Raw genomic sequence first — 19,261 nt, 5'->3', positions numbered from 1 at the left:
CCAATACGTAAACTGTGGACACAAGCATCTCTAATAATGCAGGATCGGCGCTATAGTATTTACCAATCTAACGCATTAAAGACTACAATTTTGCCTGATGAGTTTGATTCCCTTATGATTGTCGCCACTTTAGGGGCTGTTCTACACCAATGACAACCGCTAGATACCGCCCTCACCGATCAAACACTTTGAACAAGGATACTGCAAATGAGCGACGCTAAGCACCACCGCTTAATTATTCTGGGCTCCGGCCCCGCCGGTTACACCGCGGCTATTTACGCGGCTCGCGCCAATTTAAAACCAGTGGTTATTACCGGTATGCAGCAAGGCGGCCAGCTCACCACCACCACTGAGGTAGAAAACTGGCCGGGTGGTGTGGCCGATTTGCAGGGCCCCGATTTGATGGTGCAAATGCAGCAGCACGCAGAGCGTTTCGACACTGAAATCATTTTTGATCATATCAACGAAACCGACTTATCCAAGCGCCCTTTCACCTTAAAAGGTACTGAAACCTACACCTGCGATGCGTTGATTATTGCCACCGGCGCTTCGGCACAATACTTGGGACTTCCCTCCGAGGAAGCGTTTATGGGTCGTGGTGTTAGCGCCTGTGCTACCTGTGATGGCTTTTTCTACCGCGACCAGAAAGTGGCCGTCATCGGCGGTGGCAATACCGCGGTTGAAGAGGCGCTTTACCTGTCCAATATCGCCAGTGAAGTGACCCTAATTCACCGCCGCGACAGCCTGCGCTCAGAGAAAATTCTTCAAGATAAGTTGTTCGCCAAAGACAATATTAAGATTCTCTGGAATCACACTCTAGAGGAAGTTTTGGGGGACGACAGTGGTGTTAACGGCTTGCGCCTGAACGACCTGGATGCCAATACCCAGAAAGAAATCGACGTTGCCGGGGTATTTATTGCCATTGGCCACAAACCCAATACCGATATTTTTGCCGGTCAGCTGGATATGAAAGACGGCTACATCAAAATCAAAAGCGGTTTAGATGGCAATGCCACCTGCACCAGCGTAGAGGGCGTATACGCCGCCGGTGATGTCTCTGACCACATCTACCGTCAGGCGATTACCTCAGCCGGCTTTGGCTGTATGGCCGCTCTGGACGCCGAGAAGTTTCTCGACGATTAACGCCCCACTGTACGATAAGTTACAATGAAAGCGGGCTTCGGCCCGTTTTTTTGTTGTAACTAAAAAGGTCTCAATGATTCAACTTCCCTGGCTCGGCCCCAACCCATCTGTTTTTCCCGCGCTCGATCAGGCACTAAACGAGCCCGATGGTCTGCTGGCCGCCGGCGGCGACCTCAGCCCCACCCGATTGGTGAACGCTTATGCTCAGGGCATTTTCCCTTGGTATGAAGAAGATCAGCCCATTCTGTGGTGGAGCCCTAACCCGCGCACGGTGGTCACGCCAAGCGCTATCCACTTGTCGCGATCATTGCGCAAAACCTTGCGAAAACAGCTGTTTAGCGTCACGGCTGACCGCGCCTTTGCCGAGGTCATTGATGCCTGTGCTGAGCCGCGCAACGGCCAGCCCGGCACATGGATCACAGGTGAGATGCGAGAAGCGTATATAGAACTGCACCGCCTGGGAGTCGCCCACTCGATTGAAGTGTACTTGGAAGAGCAACTGGTGGGCGGGCTTTACGGAGTGGCACTGGGGAAGGTGTTTTTTGGCGAATCCATGTTCAGCCGGGTCAGCGATGCCTCCAAAGTGGCCTTCGCCACCTTGGCCTACAACCTTAATGACTGGGGCTTTGAGTTAATTGATTGTCAGGTGCACAGCTCACACCTCGCCTCACTGGGGGCAGACGAAATCCCACGCGAAGCATTTGCCGAGCAGTTAAACCGCCACATTGGCGCTACCAGCGCCTCGCACTGGCGCAACCAGACCCCACTACTCATTCCGCAATAACACTAGACCTAGCAGGCAGACAAAAGCGTGTAAATACTCTAGAGTTAGGGGCAGATAGCAGCCATTCAGCGGCTCATACTGCAGACACAAACGGCCGCTGAACAGACATTACATTATTAGCCGTATTGGATGAACTAGCCATGAGCGACCTATCGACACTAAAACTCTTTGCCACGGCCCCTCACCCGTGCAGCTACCTGGACGGCGAAGAAGCCACCACGGTCTTTATCGACCCGGCTGCCGATGTCGACTCAGCGCTTTACACCGAACTCTCTCAATTGGGGTTTCGTCGCAGTGGCTCACACCTTTATCGCCCCCACTGCGCCCAGTGTCAGGCTTGCCTCTCTTGCCGTATTCCGGTTCGGCTGTTTCGCCCTAATCGCAATCAACGGCGCTGCTTAAAGCGCAACAGCGATTTGAACGTCAGCTGGATAGACAACATCGACACCGATGAGCACTATCAGCTCTATGAACAATATATCAATACCCGTCATCGCGATGGTGATATGTATCCGCCAACCCGCGAACAGTACAAGGCCTTTTTAAGCTCCGAGTGGGGCAGCACCCAGTATATTGAGTACCGATTGGGCGATAAGCTGGCGGGACTTGCCGTGTGCGACCGCCTTCTGGATGGTTTATCCGCAGTCTATACTTTTTTTGACCCTGAATTAGAAAAGCGCAGCCTCGGTGCTTTCGTTATTTTGCAACAAATTGCCAAGGCTCAAGAGCTGTCTTTGCCCTATGTCTATTTGGGCTATTGGATTAAAGAATGCCCGAAGATGAACTACAAAACTCAGTATCGACCACTGGAATTATTGGTTAATAAACGCTGGGTTCGGCTAAATTAAGCTTTTTATGACGTAAACTTTGCCTATTTAACGTCTTTTGCCCAATATTTGGCCGCTCAGGCTTGGCTAATGGGGTCTTTTCAGGCACAATTCACGCCGTTTTAGACAACACCCGCAGAAGCACAGCCAAGTAGAGGACTCTGCCGAATGGCGAAAGAAGACAATATTGAATTTGAAGGCGAAGTGATCGATACACTCCCCAACACCACTTTCCGCGTTAAGCTGGAAAATGGTCACGTGGTCACCGCCCACATTTCCGGCAAAATGCGCAAGAACTACATCCGTATTCTTACCGGCGATAAAGTTAAGGTGGAGATGACACCTTACGACTTAAGCAAAGGTCGTATCACCTACCGCGCGCGCTAATCTCAGCCGCAAGCGTTTTACACTTAAACGCCCGCTAAAGCCCCTTTATTGGGGCTTTTTCGTATGCGTTGATTGACCAATATCAAATACCGACTGACTGTATTGGAGTAAAGTGCCGCCACTTATCCTACAGACACTATAGAAGGCGACAGTTATGGGGCAACTCGATTCGGATATTGTTTTCCAAAGCTATGGACGGTGCTGTAATAACGATGCATTTTTCGTTGAATTTTATGATCGATTTATGAGCAAGTCCGATGAAATTCGCCAGCTATTTCGCGATACCGACATGTCAGCTCAACGGCACTTATTGCGCAACGGCATCATGCAGCTAGTACTCCACGCCCGAGGCATGCCCTCTACAAAGTTACAATCTCTGGGGCAGAGTCACTCTCGCACTGGGTACGATATTCAACCACACTGGTATTCGTTGTGGTTTGATGCTCTGTTAGAGACGCTTGCACAATTTGACCCGCAGTTTTCACCGAGCATAGAGCGCAGTTGGCAAGCAGCTCTTACACCAGGCATTAATATTATTCGCGACGCCTATTAAGTTAAACGCACAACTTAAACAACTGCATAAAAAAACCGGCCAATGCCGGTTTTTTTATGCAGGAGCACGGTTAAATACTAAGCGGGCTCAAGCTCTTTGGTTTCGTAGCCAAGCGCCAACTCATCGCGCGCTTCATCCACATCCACCTCAACCACACCGCCGTTGGCTAAGTCGCCAAACAGTACCGCCTCGGCCAATGGCTTTTTCACCTTCTCCTGAATCAATCGCGCCATAGGTCTTGCACCCATTTTCTCGTCATAGCCGTTAACCGCCAACCATTTACGCGCTCGCTCAGAGACTTCGAGAGTCACTTTTTTGTCGTCCAGTTGGGATTGCAGCTCGGTCAAGAATTTGTCTACAACCGTTTCCACTACACTCAGTGGCAGCGAACCAAACTGTACAACGGCATCCAAGCGATTGCGAAACTCTGGGGTAAACATCCGCTTCAGTGCTTCCATGGCGTCGGTGGAGTGATCTTGCTTGGTGAAGCCAATCGAAGCTCGACTAGCGTCTTCAGCACCTGCATTAGTGGTCATAATCAAAATCACATTGCGAAAATCTGCTTTGCGACCATTGTTATCCGTTAGGGTTCCGTGATCCATTACCTGCAGTAATAAATTAAAGACGTCCGGGTGAGCTTTCTCAATTTCATCCAACAGCACCACACAGTGTGGGTTTTTTGTCACCGCATCGGTGAGCAAACCACCTTGGTCAAAGCCGACATACCCCGGAGGCGCACCTATTAAGCGAGACACGGTGTGTCGCTCCATATATTCCGACATATCGAAGCGCTGCAACTCGACCCCTAAACTGCGGGACAATTGTTTACTCACCTCGGTTTTCCCCACACCGGTGGGACCCGCAAAGAGGAAGGAGCCGATAGGCTGATCACCCGTGCGCAAACCTGCCCGAGCCAGTTTAATCGCTGTAGCCAGTGTTTCAATCGCTTCATTTTGACCAAACACAGTCAACTTAAGATTGTCTTCCAACTTGCGCAGCTGCTCTAGGTCGTTAGCCGATACACTTTTCGGTGGAATACGGGCAATTTTTGCCACAACGGCTTCCACGTCGGTGACGCCCACCGTTTTTTTCCGTTTACTCGGTGGTTGCAACTGTTGATAAGCTCCGGCCTCGTCGATAACGTCAATGGCTTTATCGGGTAAAAACCGATCATTAATATAGCGTTCGGCCATTTCGGCAGCGGCTTTTAACGCCGGATCGGTAAAGCGCAGGCCGTGGTGCTCTTCGAAATGCTTTTTCAGACCTTTAAGAATTTGATAAGTCTCATCGACCGTGGGCTCATCCACATCAACTTTTTGGAAGCGACGCGATAGGGCGCGATCTTTTTCAAAAATACCGCGGTATTCCTGATAAGTGGTAGAACCCATGCAGCGTAGCTGACCAGAACTCAACAGTGGCTTAAGTAAATTAGAGGCATCCATTACGCCCCCAGAAGCGGCACCAGCACCAATAATGGTGTGAATTTCATCGATAAACAGAATTGAGTCGTCCTGTTTTTTCAGCTCGTGCAACAGGCCTTTAAATCGTTTTTCAAAATCGCCGCGGTATTTGGTGCCAGCCAATAGTGCGCCCATATCCAAAGAGTAAACCACACTGGCGGCCAATGCCTCGGGTACCTCACCGTCGACAATCCGCTTGGCCAAACCCTCTGCGATGGCCGTTTTACCCACACCGGACTCACCTACCAGCAGCGGGTTGTTTTTGCGACGGCGGGTTAATATCTGCGCGACTCGCTCCAACTCGAAGCTGCGGCCAATCAGTGGGTCAATTTTGCCGTTGGCGGCAAGCTCATTAAGGTTGGTCGCATAGTTTTCCAATGGGCTTTGCGAGGGCTGCTCTACCCCTAGCGACTCGTCATCGGTTTGTTCTTGCGAACCCTCTTCGGCGCCGTGCTCGTTTCCGGCCACCTTTTGAATACCGTGCGTGATGTAATTGACCACATCGATGCGGGCAATACTCTGCTGTTTTAAGTAGTACACCGCTTGGCTCTCTTGCTCGCTAAAGATCGCTACCAAAACATTGGCGCCGGTGACCTCTTGCTTACCAGAGGACTGCACATGAAAGACTGCACGCTGGAGCACACGTTGAAAACCTAAGGTGGGCTGCGTTTCACGCTCATCATCGTTTTCAGGCAGTAATGGGGTTGTGGAATCGACAAATTCGATCAGCTCGCGCCTTAGAACCACAAGGTCTGCCCCACAGGCACGCAACACACCGGCAGCCGACTCATTGTCAATCAGAGCCAACAGCAAGTGCTCAACGGTCATAAACTCGTGCCGTTTGCTTCGCGCGCCCTTAAAAGCCATATTTAAGGTTACTTCAAGGTCTTTACTTAACATCTACGGTACCTCTCTAGGGAGCCCAATTCACCGGTTATATAAATACCGAATGACACCTTAATTGTCTTCGTCCCCTTCTACTGCTTCGATCTCACACAACAATGGATGCTCGTTATCTTTGGCACACTGGTTAACCTGAGCGGCTTTGGTTTCGGCGATATCACGGGTGTAAGTGCCGCAAACTGCCTTGCCCTTAGTGTGCACGGTGAGCATTACCTGTGTGGCCTGCTCTCGGTTCATGCTGAAAAATGTTTCCAACGCATAAACCACAAACTCCATTGGCGTGTAATCATCATTGTGCATAACCACTTGATACTTGGCGGGCTTTTTAAGCTCCGGCGGAGCCTCTTGCACTGCCGCCCCACCCTCATGGTTATAGTCGTCGTCACCGTCACTGTGACCACTCACCTGATTTAATGTTAGTCGATAGTTTTCAAACTTTCCCATAGTCGTACACAAGAACCGATTCTTTTCTGCAAATTGTAGGTTTAAGCATTGTAACCCATTCCCCTCGGGCATCACGAACTCCTACGGCTTGACAAGACCTCTCCTGTCAGATAAAAAGTCACCCGGTGGTCGTTTTTTCGCCACTCAACTTGACCGTCACTCTATTGACGCACTGCAATCGCTGTGGCATTTGTGAGGGCAAGTACTAATAATAATCGTGCGTAACCTAAGAGTAGCGCGCCTATAATAAGAAGGATTAATAATATGCCTACCGGTACTGTCAAATGGTTCAACAATGCCAAAGGCTACGGGTTCATCCTCCCGGATGAAGGAAACGAAGATTTATTCGCCCATTATTCCGCCATCAGTATGGACGGTTACAAAACCTTGAAAGCTGGCCAAGCCGTAAGTTTTGACATTTCTAAAGGTGATAAGGGCTTACATGCTGTCAATATCACTCTACCAGAACCAGCAACGCCCCACACCTAACGGCCGAACGGTTCGCCAAAACGCGGCTAACTAAGCTACACTGGCCGCGTTTTCACTCCAACTTACCTATATCTATGGCCAAATTAGTGCTTTTCAATAAGCCCTATGGGGTTTTGTGCCAATTTACCGACCCCGAAGGGCGTCCGACTCTGGCGGACTATGTTACTCAAAGCAATGTCTATGCCGCGGGTAGACTGGACCTCGACTCCGAAGGCCTACTGGTACTGACCGACGACGGCGCTTTGCAACAGCGTATTACTCACCCGAGTAACAAACTACCCAAAACCTACTGGGTGCAAGTGGAAGGGGACGCAGGCCCAGAAGCCTTAGAGCAATTGCGCCGAGGCGTAACACTGAAAGATGGCCTCACCCGCCCCGCCAAAGTGCAGACTATTGAACCACCCACACTTTGGCCTCGCCACCCACCGGTACGCGAGCGCCGTCACATCCCCACCACTTGGCTGGCCATTACCATTACGGAGGGCCGCAATCGTCAAGTTCGACGCATGACGGCCGCCGTCAATCTACCCACCTTGCGATTGATAAGAGTGAGTATCGGTCAGTGGCAACTGGGTGATCTCGACAGTGGACAGTGGCATATGGAGACCGTTCACCTCCCACAGCCACCCGCCGCTAAGCGACCCATTAATAAAAAACGACTTGGCAGCAAGGGGCCCGCCTTTAAAGGGCCGAAACCCGGTGGCAAACGCCCCCGATAAACCCGTTCACCCCATCAGGACCCCGTATGAGCTTTCAACCCCATGTGACTGTCGCCACCATCGTCGAGCAAGAAGGTCAGTTTTTACTGGTACGCGAGTGGATCGACGGCCAAGAGCGGCTCAATCAACCGGCTGGGCACCTTGAGGCCGGTGAGACACTGGCACAAGCGGCTGGGCGTGAAACTATGGAAGAAACCGGCTGGGAGGTAGAAGTAACCGGCGTGGTGGGCGTTGATCTTTACAAAGCACCGGCCAACCAAATCACCTATGTGCGCACGACTTTTATTGCTCGGGCCGTTCAACATAATGCAGAGGCCCCCTTGGATACCGGGATCATTGGCCCCATATGGCTAAGCGTAGAGCAAATTCGCAGCCGCGCGGCACAATTGCGCAGCCCAATGGTGCTAAAAGTCATTGAAGACTATTTAAGTGGCCGCCGTTTCCCCTTGGAGGTAACCGGCGGGCAAGGTTAGAATAGCGCCCAATCTCGCTCAGCAAAGACACACGTTGTATGAATCAAGCCTCCAAAAAAGTCATTGTCGGCATGTCCGGTGGTGTCGACTCTTCCGTTTCTGCCCTACTCTTGCAACAGCAAGGTTATCAGGTAGAAGGCCTGTTTATGAAAAACTGGGAGGAGGACGACGGCACAGATTACTGCACGGCCAAAGAAGATTTAGCCGACGCACAAAAAGTGTGTGAAACCCTGGGCATTAAATTACACACCACCAATTTTGCCGCCGAATACTGGGATAATGTTTTTGAGCATTTTTTGGCCGAATACAAAGCCGGGCGCACGCCCAATCCAGATATTCTGTGCAACCGTGAAATCAAATTTAAAGTCTTTCTCGAGTACGCGCAGATGCTCGGTGCGCAATATATTGCCACCGGCCACTATGTGCGTCGCGCCGAGCGCGATGGACACACCTACCTATTGCGCGGCTTAGACAGCAATAAAGATCAGAGCTATTTTCTGCACGCTGTCAGTGAAGCCGAGTTCGCTCAGACTCTATTTCCAGTCGGGGAACTGGACAAGCCCGAAGTGCGTAGCATTGCTGAGGCTCACGGTTTAATCACCCACAGCAAAAAAGACAGCACCGGTATTTGTTTTATTGGCGAGCGTCGATTTAAAGATTTTTTAGAGCAGTACTTACCCGCCCAGCCTGGGGCTATTGAAGACGATACAGGTCGTGTCATCGGCCAGCACAGCGGTTTGATGTACCACACGATTGGCCAGCGTCAGGGGCTTGGCATTGGCGGTGTGAAAGGCGCCAGCGACGATCCGTGGTTTGTGGTAGAAAAAGATTTAACCCGCAATATATTAAAAGTCGCCCAAGGCACAGAAAACCCACGGCTTTTCACCAACCATTTAAGTGCCGCCCAACCCCACTGGATCAATCATGGCGCACCACAAACCCCCTTTCGCTGCACCGCCAAAACTCGCTATCGGCAAGCCGACCAAGCCTGTACAGTGACCATTACCGATAAGGGTTTGAAGGTTCTTTTCGACCAGCCACAACGAGCGGTTACCCCTGGCCAGTCGGTTGTCTTTTACGATGGCGAGATCTGCTTAGGCGGTGCGGTTATCGAATTTGCCGACAATCAATAGCTCCTCAACTGCAAGCTTCACCATTTACTTGATGTAGGAATTACCCTTGGCTCAATCGAACAAATGGCAAGACATCACCCTGGCCGCAGCCGGAACATTGCAGGCCACTGCACTTGTGGATCAGTTAGCACGCACCGGCTTTATTCCCAGTGATGCCTACCATTGCAGTATTAACAGCCTGTTCCAAACCTCACCGACCGACACATTGAGCGTCTACGGCGAGCTGGCCAATTTGCGCTTAGGGCTAGAAACCTGGCGCGATCTTTTACAGTCGAACCGCCAATTGCAAAACCACACCGTACGCTATAGCGCCGGAGTACTGCACCTACAAGGTCGCCTGCGCAAACGCAAAGATATGCTGCAAGTGATTTCCAGTCGTATTGATACCGCGAAACATCAAGCCGGGCACTTTGGCAGCACTCATGACAATGTCATTGCCAATTTAGCCGATATCTACAGCGATACACTCAGTCGTTTTCGCTTTCGGATTCAAGTAGCCGGAGAGCCGACCTACTTACAGCAAAAACGCGTGGCTAATCAGGTTAGAGCACTGCTCTTGGCTTCAGTGCGCTCGGCCATGTTGTGGCGGCAGGTGGGTGGCTCCAGGCTGCAAATATTGCTGCAGCGCAAACGATTACTGGCCGAGGCCGAGCGCTTACTGCAACAAATCCCACTCTAGCAGTCCGCAAAGCCTGCCGCGCGCGATAATGCCTGAAAAATGGCCACTGATAAGGTATCATAGCGCCCCTAATTGACGGGGCTGTCAGTGGCAGCCTAACCCAATCTCAACTTGTTTAACCTGCGAGACCGCCCATGGACCTTTCTTCTCTGAGCGCCGTTTCTCCTATCGACGGACGTTACGGCAGTAAAACTGAATCTCTTCGCCCTATTTTTAGCGAATTCGGCCTTATCCACTGCCGCGTGGAAGTCGAAGTACGCTGGCTGCAGCAGCTAAGCCGTTTAGAGGGCGTGGTCGAAGTACCCGCCTTCACTGACGCTACCAATCGCCAACTGGATGAAGTGATCAGCCAATTCAGCGAAGCTGATGCCCTGGCCATAAAAAACATTGAGCGCACCACCAACCACGATGTGAAAGCAGTAGAGTATTTCCTCAAGGAAAAATTCAGTGGCAACAGCGAACTTGAAGCGGTGCTTGAGTTTGTACACTTTGCCTGTACCAGTGAAGACATTAACAACCTCTCTCACGCCCTTATGCTGCAACGTGGCCGCACTGTACTGCTGAGCGATGCTCAAACCATCACCGATGCTATCGCCAAGCTCTCACACGATTACGCTGCCGACCCAATCTTATCGCGCACCCACGGCCAAACCGCCAGCCCTTCCACGGTGGGTAAAGAGATGGCCAACGTGGTAGCACGTTTACGCCGTCAAATCACTCAAATTAAATCCGTCGAGTTGCTGGGTAAAATTAACGGTGCAGTGGGCAACTATAACGCTCATCTATCCGCCTACCCCGATATTGACTGGCAGAGCAATGCCGAAACATTTGTTACCAGCCTTGGTTTGAGTTGGAACCCGTACACAACTCAAATTGAGCCACACGATTATATTGCGGAATTATTCGATGCAATTGCTCGTTTTAACACCATCTTAATCGACTTTGACCGCGATATTTGGGGTTATATTTCACTCGGCTACTTCAAGCAAAAAACCATTGCAGGCGAAGTGGGCTCATCCACTATGCCGCACAAGGTTAACCCTATCGACTTCGAAAACTCGGAAGGCAACCTCGGCATAGGCAACGCGGTTTTCTCTCACCTGGCGCAAAAGCTGCCGATTTCTCGCTGGCAACGTGACCTAACCGACTCTACTGTTCTGCGCAATATGGGTGTAGGTTTTGGTTACAGCCTGATTGCTTACGCCTCTACCTTAAAGGGCATCAGCAAGCTGGAAATTAATCGCGGTCGTCTGGCCGAAGATTTAAACAACAGCTGGGAAGTATTGGCCGAGCCAATTCAAACCATTATGCGTCGCTACGCCGTTGCCGAGCCATACGAGAAACTAAAAGCACTCACCCGCGGCCAGGCCATTACACGAGAAGTATTGGCCGAGTTTGTGGAAACTTTGGATATTCCCGAACACGCCAAGCAAACCATACGGGAACTAACCCCGGCCAACTATATTGGCAACGCCGAATCGCAAGCTCGCGCGATTTAAATCGGCCATCAGTGTGTGGGGAGAAACACTTCCCACACACTCACTTCGTGACCACTTATGAACACTCCCCTATCCCAACTTGGCACACTTTCAGTCCGTGATTTTCTAACCGATTACTGGCAAAAAAAAGCCATCTTTCTACCCCGCGCCCTACCCGACTTTCGCTCACCGCTCAGTCCAGATGAAATTGCCGGCCTCGCATTAGAGGAAGACATTGAATCTCGTCTTATTATCAATACAGACGATGCGCCTTGGCAGTTAGAAAACGGGCCATTTAATGAAGAACGTTTCGCGCAATTACCGGCCAGCGACTGGAGCTTGTTGGTCAATGCGGTGGATCATTGGGTACCCGAAATAACCGATCTATTACGGCTGTTTCGCTTTATTCCCAACTGGCGTTTAGATGACGTAATGGTCAGCTATGCTCCCACAGGGGGCAGTGTCGGCCCGCACTTTGATTACTATGATGTCTTTTTAATTCAGGCCGAAGGAGAACGGCACTGGCAGTTGGGGCAAATGTGTGACAGCCAAACAGCATTGCAAGAAGGTACTAACCTAAAAATTCTGCGCGACTTCACCACCGCAAGCGAGCACACCGCCAAGCCGGGGGACATTTTGTATATACCGCCGGGCGTTGCTCACTGGGGCAAAGCCTTAGACGATCAGTGTGTCACTTACTCCATTGGTTTTCGCGCCCCCAGTCATGCCGATATTTTAGGTGATTTTGCCCAGGAGCAAGCCTCGCATTTAAGTAATGATCGGCGCTTTACCGACCCCGATTTATCACCGGCACAAGAACCGGGTTTAATTGACCAGCATACCCTTACTAAGCTCAAGTCTATTATCCTTCAGCATTTGGACGAACCGGCACTAGCAGATTGGTTTGGCCGCTATATGAGCACTCCTAAAGAGGCTGGTGATGAGTACGATTGGCACCCATTAAGCCCTCAAGAACAAGAAAAACTAAACGAAAATAACCCCTGGATTGAAGCCAGCCCGGCATCACGTTTTTGTTATCATCTTCACAATGAGCAAAAAGCTTCACTGTTTATCGACGGGCATGAATACACATGCAATGCGACATTGGCCGCAGAACTAAGCAATCACACACGTTGGCGCTGGCAGTCGTTATTCGATGTCACAGCTACCGCCGATGAGCAAACGCTATTATATGAAATGCTGGCTCGAGGCGCCCTACTAGAGCTGGACTACGCTAATTAACCAGCACAGACTTAAATCAGCTGACAATACACTCAACAGTCGGATTAGTGCCATAATTCAATGACTTATTCCAGGCAAGATAAATCTAACGATCAGCGCAGCGCGTTTAAAAGCTACTTGGTTGATTGGCCCAAAAGCTCTAGGGCGCTGTCGGACATTCGCCACCAAGTCTTCATCTTAGAGCAAGGGGTTAGCAGTGAAGAAGAGTGGGACGGTAAAGATGAGAACGCCTGGCATTTTGCAGTGAAAGATTACCGCAAAGACCCGTCAGAGTTGATTGGTTGCGCTAGAATTATAGAAGAAACTTGGCATGGAGAAAAAGGTCTACATATTGGTAGAGTGGCAGTTTTAAAACCCTGGCGTGGTCGGGGAGCTGGCCTACAATTAATGCACGCCATGCTCTATTGGTGTGCACAGCGGGCCAATAGCCACCGCACTGTTTTCTTGCACGCTCAAATAGAGGCACTAGGGTTTTATCAGCGTTTGGGCTTTCAATGTGTTGGACCGGAATTTATCGATGCCGGCATTCCCCATCGCACGATGGTGCTAAGCAAAAGTACAGTCAACATGGGAGCAGAAAATGCAAACGAACTCTCCAGTTAGTGCGCCTTTAATCCGTCTGCAATCGGTCAACGACTTTGTCGAGCACAGCCTTAAAACAGCGCAAACGGCTCGCCGGCGTTTATTTATTTTAAGTGAAAATCTCGACCCCTACGTCTACGACACCGATGAAATGTTTAATGCCCTGTCAGAATTTGTCAGGCGCTCACGCAATATAGACTTAAGAATTCTTGTACATAATGGTAAAGATTTGGTTGAGCGCGGCCATCGTTTGGCCCGATTGCACCAAAGGCTCACCAGCAAGGTGCAATTGCGAGAAATAACCCTTGAGCCAAACAACCGGAAAATGGCGTTTATTTGCGCTGACCAACAGCAATTGGTTTATAAAAACGACGATAGTGCCTATTTTGGTTTTGCCAACCCGCAAGCGGCCAGTGAAATCAAATCTCTGAGTGAAGAGTTTCGTCGTATCTGGGAATTTGCCCGCGACATTCCAGACTTGCGTTCTCTCTATCTTTAATTTCGCAACTACTCGTTACCGGCTTTTAAGTCAACGGCTTTTACACATCCCCCGCAAGCCTGCGACTAAATAGCGACCATTCGTCAAAAAAATGCATTTTTATCGGGTTTTAAGCACTTTTTTCTTGCTGACACGATTTTAATCCTTTATATATAGTGCCATTCGCTTTTTTACAGATCGGTCGCCGATCACTCAGTTGCGAATAGAGGTGCCAGGCAAGCGGGCAAAAACCTGCCCAACCACACCTTTACACTCACTCATCAAAAGGATACAGAAATGGCCGCCAGAAAAGCTCCAGCAAAAAAAGCGCCCGCAAAAAAAGCCGCTGCCAAGAAACCAGCTGCCAAAGCCGCGCCAGCTAAAAAAGTTACCGCCGTTCGTGAACGTTACAACAAAACTCAAATTCTGAACCAAATCGCTGAGAATACCGAGCTGAGCAAAAAGCAGGTACAAGCGGTTTTGGACGAGCTGTCAGATGTGATTGAAGGTCATATCAAAAAGCGTGCCTGCGGTGAGTTTGTCCTGCCGGGTCTGATGAAAATTCAAACCGTGAAAAAGCCTGCCACTAAGGCTCGCAAAGGGATCAACCCATTCACCGGTGAAGAAACCATGTTCAAAGCCAAACCTGCCACCACTCAGGTTAAGGTTCGCCCCCTGAAAAAGCTTAAAGAAATGGCCCTGTAAACCTGACGGCCATTTTCCATTGCAAGATATAAAAAAAGCCCGCAATGCGGGCTTTTTTTTGTTCAGTATTTGTTTCCCTACCGCTTACCTCACTAACAATCGATCACTGGCTTCGGGGCCACATCTCGCGTAATATCATCCCCTTCGCGTATAGGGTGAAAGTCCTCACCGGCCAGGGCATTGGTTATTTTCTCTACAATCTCAGATAATCGATCAGATGGGTACTCTTTGGCCGGCACCTTACCCCATATCGGCCCCGGCCAGGCGGGGTCCGATTCAAAGCGGGCCACATGATGTACATGCAACTGTGGAATTACATTGCCCAAGGTAGCAATGTTCAATTTGTCAGCATCAAAGATATTGTGCATAACCTCCGCCAAACGGCTGGATTCACGAATAAGTTGTTTTTGATCCTCCTCGGCCAAGTGGTATAGCTCATAGGTATTGGCGCGCTCTGGCACTAAAATAAACCATGGATAGTTGGCATCTCGCGCAAGCAGTAATAACGATAACTCAAAACGACCAATCACAAAGCTGTCACTGCGTAATCTACTATCTAAAGAAAACATTGCCTGCTCCTGTATCCGTATTACTAAGGGCCTGTACCCAGCTTGTGAAGCTGCGTAGAATACCGTGTAAAATAGACTCGGCCTGTGTAAACCACAAGGCATTCCTTTAACCATTATAGTAAGTCAGACCCCGAATATGCGATCCAGCCGTTATTTAATTGCCACATTAAAAGAAACCCCTGCCGATGCCGAGGTGATCAGCCACCAGTTGATGCTCCGTTCCGGCATGATCCGCAAACTCGCCACAGGCCTTTATACTTGGCTCCCACTGGGTCTCAGAGTGCTGCGTAAGGTCGAAACTATCGTGCGTGAAGAAATGGACCGCTCCGGCGGCCAAGAGGTGCTGATGCCCGTGGTACAGCCCGCGGAACTGTGGCAAGACTCCGGCCGCTGGGAGCAATACGGGCCCGAGCTGCTGCGTATCCACGATCGCCACCAACGCGAATTTTGTCTGGGCCCCACCCACGAAGAAGTCATTACCGATCTGGCCCGCAATGAGCTGAGCAGCTACAAACAACTGCCGGCCAATTTTTACCAAATTCAGACCAAATTTCGCGATGAGATTCGCCCGCGATTTGGCGTGATGCGCTCGCGTGAATTTATTATGAAAGACGCCTACTCATTCCACAGCTCAGCTGAGTGCCTACAGCAGACCTATGATGTGATGCATCAAACCTACTGTAATATCTTTGAGCGCATTGGCTTAGCCTATCGCCCCGTGCTGGCGGATACCGGCTCCATCGGCGGTGCTTTTTCACACGAATTCCACGTGCTGGCCGACAGCGGTGAAGACGCCATTGCCTTTAGTGACGGCTCAGATTATGCCGCCAATATTGAAAAAGCCGACGCATTGGCTCCTACCGGCCCGCGCCCAGTGGCTACAGCCGAAACCGCTGAAGTGGCGACCCCGGGTAAACACAGTATCGAAGAGGTAGCCGAGTTTTTACAACTGCCCGCCGCACAAACCCTGAAAACATTGATTGTACTGGGCGAAGCAGAAACAGAGGGCGCAGAACAACCACTGGTTGCTCTAGTGCTGCGCGGTGATCACGAGCTCAACGATATTAAAGCGGAAAAGCTCGACGGTATTGCCCACCCGCTGACCTTTGCGCCAGAAGAGCGTATCAAAACAGAGCTGGGCGTCGGCGTCGGTTCGATTGGACCGGTCGGCTTAAACATCCGTATTATTGCCGATCACAGCGCACTGCACACCGCAGACTTTGCTTGTGGCGCCAACAAAGACGGCTATCACCTTACCGGTGTGAATTGGGAGCGTGACCTTCCGCTCGCCGAGGCCGCCGACTTGCGCAATATCGTCGCCGGCGATCCCAGCCCTTGCGGCCAAGGCCAGCTGGAAATTAAACGCGGTATTGAAGTGGGCCACATTTTCCAACTAGGTACCAAGTACTCAGAGGCCATGGGCGCCACAGTGCTGGATGAAAACGGTAAAAGTCTGCCAATGGTCATGGGCTGTTACGGTATTGGGGTAACCCGTGTGATAGCCGCCGCTATTGAGCAAAATTATGACGATAATGGCATTATCTGGCCCGATAATATCGCCCCGTTTCAGGTCGCGATTGTGCCCATCAATATGCACAAATCTGAGCGCGTAGCCGAGGCCTGTGAAAAACTCTATCAAGAGCTGACCGCAGCAGGTATCGACACCCTGTTTATGGATGAGAAAAATGCGCGCCTCGGGGTAACCCTCGCCAATACCGACCTAATTGGTATCCCCCACCGGGTGGTCATCGGTGAGCGCGGCCTAGAGGCAGGCAATGTTGAGTACAAAAATCGCCGCGAAGCCGACAAGCAAGACGTCCCTCTGGCAGATATTGGACAGCAGCTGCGTGAATCCCTGGGCCGCGGTTAAAAGCCGGTCGACACTTGCACTACAAGCCGCGATACTCGTCGCGACTTGTAGTGCAAACGCACAAACTGCTCCTCCGAAAGCCGTCGACCAGGACCTCGCACTCCTGTTAAAAAGCCACATCGAACAGGCCGATAGTTTCAGCGACCGTTTTGATGCCGAAGCTTGGCTAATGCTGATGGACGGCAGACTCAAGCGTTATATAAAAGACCACGATCAGCGGCTCTCTATGCTGCGCTCTATCCATAAAGAAGCCACCGCCGCCGGGGTAAAGCCCGAGTTAGTACTGGCTGTTATCCAGGTGGAAAGCCATTTTGATCGCTTCGCGATTTCGCCGGTCGGCGCGATGGGTATAATGCAAATCATGCCCTTTTGGAAGCATGAAATTGGCCGCCCGGAAGACAACCTCATTAATCTCAACACCAACCTTCGCTACGGCTGTATCATTCTTAAACATTACATCGACCGCTCGAATGGGCGTCTGGCCGAGGCACTAGCTCGCTACAACGGCAGCTATGGCAGCTATCGATATTCAGCAAAGGTTATGGATGCTTGGGATTATTGGCGCTAGTGACTTAGCACTGGCCGCTTTCTGACCAGACTATTGGATCGACAACTCTCGGGCTAAGCAATAATCAAACAACTCTCTTAGATCGAGTGTCTGATTATTGCCAAATGATAGCGAGCTACTCGCGGCTGCTCTTTTCGGAATGACTCTTTTTTTCACGGGGCAATGAGCCCATAGGATGTATACCGGGCGCTTTACCTTGTGATAACTCTTTCATCGAGTAACCAAGGTAATCGGCGTGCAGTGCACGCACCAGTGACACCGCCATAAACACCAAGAGCACACAAAATGGAAAGCCCAGTGCGGTAATCACATTCTGCAGGGCTTTCAAACCGCCCCCCAACAACAAAGTTGCAGCCGTGGCACCGAGTAAAAGAGTCCAGAATATTCGCTGAATGGTTTTAGAAGGCTGCTTATCTTTACGAGAAAGCAGATCAATCACCAAGGCCGCAGAGTCCGCACTGGTGGTAATAAAAACCACAATGACTATCAGTGCCAACGTGGAGATCAGCTTCGGCAACGGGAAGTTCTCTAAAAATGAAAACAAAGCCACTGAAACATCTTTTTGCACTTCGGCGGCAATGGCAACATCGTGATTGAGCTCAAGATCAATCGCTGATAAACCAAACACCGAAAACCACACTAAGGTAAACATTAACGGAGCACCCAATGCCCCCAAAATAAACTGTCGTATGGTCCGCCCTTTCGAAATACGGGCGATAAAGATACCAACGTAGGGAGCCCAGGAAATAGTCCAGGCAAAATAGAAAACCGTCCAGCTGCGCTGCCAATCCGATTCGCTATAAGCTTCGGTCCAGAAAGAGAACCAGAGAATTTTATCCAGATACATACCCACGTTTTGCACCATGCCTTCGGTGACAAACAATGTGGGGCCACAAACCCAAATAAACAGCAAAATAGCGATGGCAATGATGATATTAAACTCTGACAAGCGTTTAATACCGCGGTCTAACCCCAGCGCCACAGACACCGTCGCCACGGCGGTAATAACAGCCACAATAGCCATTTTGGCCAAGGTCGTATCGGGCATTCCCACCAAGTAATTTAGGCCGCTATTGATTTGTAATGTGCCCAAACCAACCGAAACCGCCACCCCAAACAACGTGCCCAATACGGCAATAATATCAATAGCCCAGCCGATGGGGCCGTAGATACGATCCCCCAATACCGAATAAAACACACTGCTAATGCGCATCGGTAATCCTTGGCGATAGGCAAAGTAGCCAATAGCCAACGCTGGCAGAGTAAAAATCGTCCAGGTGTGTAAACCGTAGTGGAACATGGAGATTTGCATGGCAAGCTTTGCCGATGCTACCGACTCGGGGTCAATATCGGCAAAAGGGGGTTGAGCAAAGTGGTACATGGGCTCGGCAACCCCCCAAAACATCAAGATAGTACCAATGCCCGCAGCGAACAGCATGCAAAACCAAGTCACCGTGTTGTACTCAGGCCCTTCATCCTCAGGCCCTAAACGAATATGACCGTAGCGACTGGCACTGAGCCACAATAAAAACAACAACAATCCACTGACACTGACCACGTAAAACCAGCCAAAGCGGGTAAAGGTAAACTGCCCTAGCCTGTCAAAAAATTGTGCGAACTCATCGTGAAATGGCACCGCAAAGCCAACAAAGAGCACGACCACCGCCACCGAAATAAAAAATATTTGCGGAATGGCGCTCAGCCCCATACGCTTCGCTAATGCATCCAACATGCTTGTTCCTTAATGTTACATATTTAACCAACAACCGACTGAG

21 protein-coding genes are annotated in these 19,261 nt (G+C 50.5%); 17 read left to right on the top strand and 4 right to left on the bottom strand.

Translation table 11 applies throughout. From position 1 onward, the window contains the following. Positions 1-207 precede the first annotated feature (207 nt). The 5 genes from trxB (at position 208) to Q4563_RS00205 (ending at position 3,694) form a co-directional block, all read left to right on the top strand. Entirely contained in the window at positions 208-1,143 is a 936-nt protein-coding gene (gene trxB / locus Q4563_RS00225; protein ID WP_215976767.1) for a thioredoxin-disulfide reductase, read from the top strand. A 73-nt stretch (positions 1,144-1,216) separates the two neighbouring features. After that, a complete protein-coding gene (gene aat / locus Q4563_RS00220) occupies positions 1,217-1,927 on the top strand; it encodes a leucyl/phenylalanyl-tRNA--protein transferase (protein WP_215976766.1) in 711 nt (236 codons plus the stop codon). Positions 1,928-2,067: 140 nt separating this feature from the next. Further along, a complete protein-coding gene (locus Q4563_RS00215) occupies positions 2,068-2,775 on the top strand; it encodes an arginyltransferase (protein ID WP_215976765.1) in 708 nt (235 codons plus the stop codon). A gap of 147 nt (positions 2,776-2,922) precedes the next feature. Then, positions 2,923-3,141: a translation initiation factor IF-1 gene (gene infA / locus Q4563_RS00210; RefSeq protein ID WP_049722125.1), complete on the top strand. Its 219-nt coding sequence runs from the start codon at positions 2,923-2,925 to the stop codon at positions 3,139-3,141. A gap of 154 nt (positions 3,142-3,295) precedes the next feature. Further along, positions 3,296-3,694, top strand: a complete 399-nt coding sequence (locus tag Q4563_RS00205; protein ID WP_336623023.1) for a globin domain-containing protein — start codon at positions 3,296-3,298, stop codon at positions 3,692-3,694. 77 nt (positions 3,695-3,771) lie between these two features. Here Q4563_RS00205 and clpA read toward each other — a convergent pair whose 3' ends face one another. Beyond that, positions 3,772-6,054 (bottom strand): ATP-dependent Clp protease ATP-binding subunit ClpA, encoded by a 2,283-nt coding sequence (gene clpA / locus Q4563_RS00200; RefSeq protein ID WP_215976763.1) that lies wholly within the window; start codon positions 6,052-6,054, stop codon positions 3,772-3,774. A 57-nt stretch (positions 6,055-6,111) separates the two neighbouring features. Next, a complete protein-coding gene (gene clpS / locus Q4563_RS00195; protein WP_215976762.1) occupies positions 6,112-6,501 on the bottom strand; it encodes an ATP-dependent Clp protease adapter ClpS in 390 nt (129 codons plus the stop codon). Positions 6,502-6,765: 264 nt separating this feature from the next. Here clpS and cspD point away from each other — a divergent pair, with 264 nt between their 5' ends. From cspD to Q4563_RS00145, 10 genes are all read left to right on the top strand, one after another. Then, positions 6,766-6,990: a cold shock domain-containing protein CspD gene (cspD, locus tag Q4563_RS00190; RefSeq protein WP_215976761.1), complete on the top strand. Its 225-nt coding sequence runs from the start codon at positions 6,766-6,768 to the stop codon at positions 6,988-6,990. A 74-nt stretch (positions 6,991-7,064) separates the two neighbouring features. Continuing rightward, complete coding sequence (locus Q4563_RS00185) at positions 7,065-7,709, top strand: pseudouridine synthase (protein ID WP_303603214.1); 645 nt, start codon at positions 7,065-7,067, stop codon at positions 7,707-7,709. Positions 7,710-7,735: 26 nt separating this feature from the next. After that, a complete protein-coding gene (locus tag Q4563_RS00180) occupies positions 7,736-8,182 on the top strand; it encodes an NUDIX hydrolase (RefSeq protein ID WP_215976759.1) in 447 nt (148 codons plus the stop codon). Between the two features lie 38 nt (positions 8,183-8,220). Continuing rightward, entirely contained in the window at positions 8,221-9,315 is a 1,095-nt protein-coding gene (mnmA, locus tag Q4563_RS00175) for a tRNA 2-thiouridine(34) synthase MnmA (protein WP_303603213.1), read from the top strand. A 46-nt stretch (positions 9,316-9,361) separates the two neighbouring features. Continuing rightward, positions 9,362-9,994: a high frequency lysogenization protein HflD gene (gene hflD, locus Q4563_RS00170; protein WP_215976757.1), complete on the top strand. Its 633-nt coding sequence runs from the start codon at positions 9,362-9,364 to the stop codon at positions 9,992-9,994. A gap of 134 nt (positions 9,995-10,128) precedes the next feature. After that, the gene (gene purB, locus Q4563_RS00165) at positions 10,129-11,493 is read left to right on the top strand and encodes an adenylosuccinate lyase (RefSeq protein WP_303603212.1); all 1,365 of its coding nucleotides are present in this window, start codon (positions 10,129-10,131) and stop codon (positions 11,491-11,493) included. 57 nt (positions 11,494-11,550) lie between these two features. Continuing rightward, on the top strand, positions 11,551-12,714 hold the full coding sequence (locus tag Q4563_RS00160; RefSeq protein WP_303603211.1) for a cupin domain-containing protein: 1,164 nt from the start codon (positions 11,551-11,553) through the stop codon (positions 12,712-12,714). Positions 12,715-12,774: 60 nt separating this feature from the next. Further along, positions 12,775-13,317 (top strand): GNAT family N-acetyltransferase, encoded by a 543-nt coding sequence (locus Q4563_RS00155; protein ID WP_303603210.1) that lies wholly within the window; start codon positions 12,775-12,777, stop codon positions 13,315-13,317. Next, positions 13,295-13,795, top strand: coding sequence for a DUF7931 domain-containing protein (locus Q4563_RS00150; protein WP_215975599.1), 501 nt, complete (start codon positions 13,295-13,297; stop codon positions 13,793-13,795). The genes Q4563_RS00155 and Q4563_RS00150 overlap by 23 nt, the downstream gene beginning before the upstream one ends. A 276-nt stretch (positions 13,796-14,071) precedes the next feature. Beyond that, positions 14,072-14,479 carry an HU family DNA-binding protein gene (locus Q4563_RS00145; RefSeq protein WP_215975598.1) on the top strand — a complete coding sequence of 136 codons (408 nt, stop codon included), beginning with the start codon at positions 14,072-14,074 and terminating at the stop codon, positions 14,477-14,479. Between the two features lie 92 nt (positions 14,480-14,571). Here the strand turns inward: Q4563_RS00145 and Q4563_RS00140 are convergent, their stop codons facing one another. After that, positions 14,572-15,048, bottom strand: coding sequence for an HIT domain-containing protein (locus Q4563_RS00140; protein WP_215975597.1), 477 nt, complete (start codon positions 15,046-15,048; stop codon positions 14,572-14,574). A 136-nt stretch (positions 15,049-15,184) separates the two neighbouring features. Here Q4563_RS00140 and Q4563_RS00135 point away from each other — a divergent pair, with 136 nt between their 5' ends. After that, positions 15,185-16,918, top strand: coding sequence for a proline--tRNA ligase (locus Q4563_RS00135; protein WP_303603209.1), 1,734 nt, complete (start codon positions 15,185-15,187; stop codon positions 16,916-16,918). Further along, positions 16,896-17,486 (top strand): lytic transglycosylase domain-containing protein, encoded by a 591-nt coding sequence (locus Q4563_RS00130; RefSeq protein WP_442903682.1) that lies wholly within the window; start codon positions 16,896-16,898, stop codon positions 17,484-17,486. The genes Q4563_RS00135 and Q4563_RS00130 overlap by 23 nt, the downstream gene beginning before the upstream one ends. 115 nt (positions 17,487-17,601) lie before the next feature. Here Q4563_RS00130 and Q4563_RS00125 read toward each other — a convergent pair whose 3' ends face one another. Further along, on the bottom strand, positions 17,602-19,218 hold the full coding sequence (locus Q4563_RS00125) for a BCCT family transporter (RefSeq protein WP_215975594.1): 1,617 nt from the start codon (positions 19,216-19,218) through the stop codon (positions 17,602-17,604). Positions 19,219-19,261 lie beyond the last annotated feature (43 nt).

It is taken from the genome of Gilvimarinus sp. 1_MG-2023 (assembly GCF_030548285.1).
The sequence above is the reverse complement of the archived record's forward strand: the minus strand, read 5'-3'. Positions and strand labels throughout refer to the sequence as shown.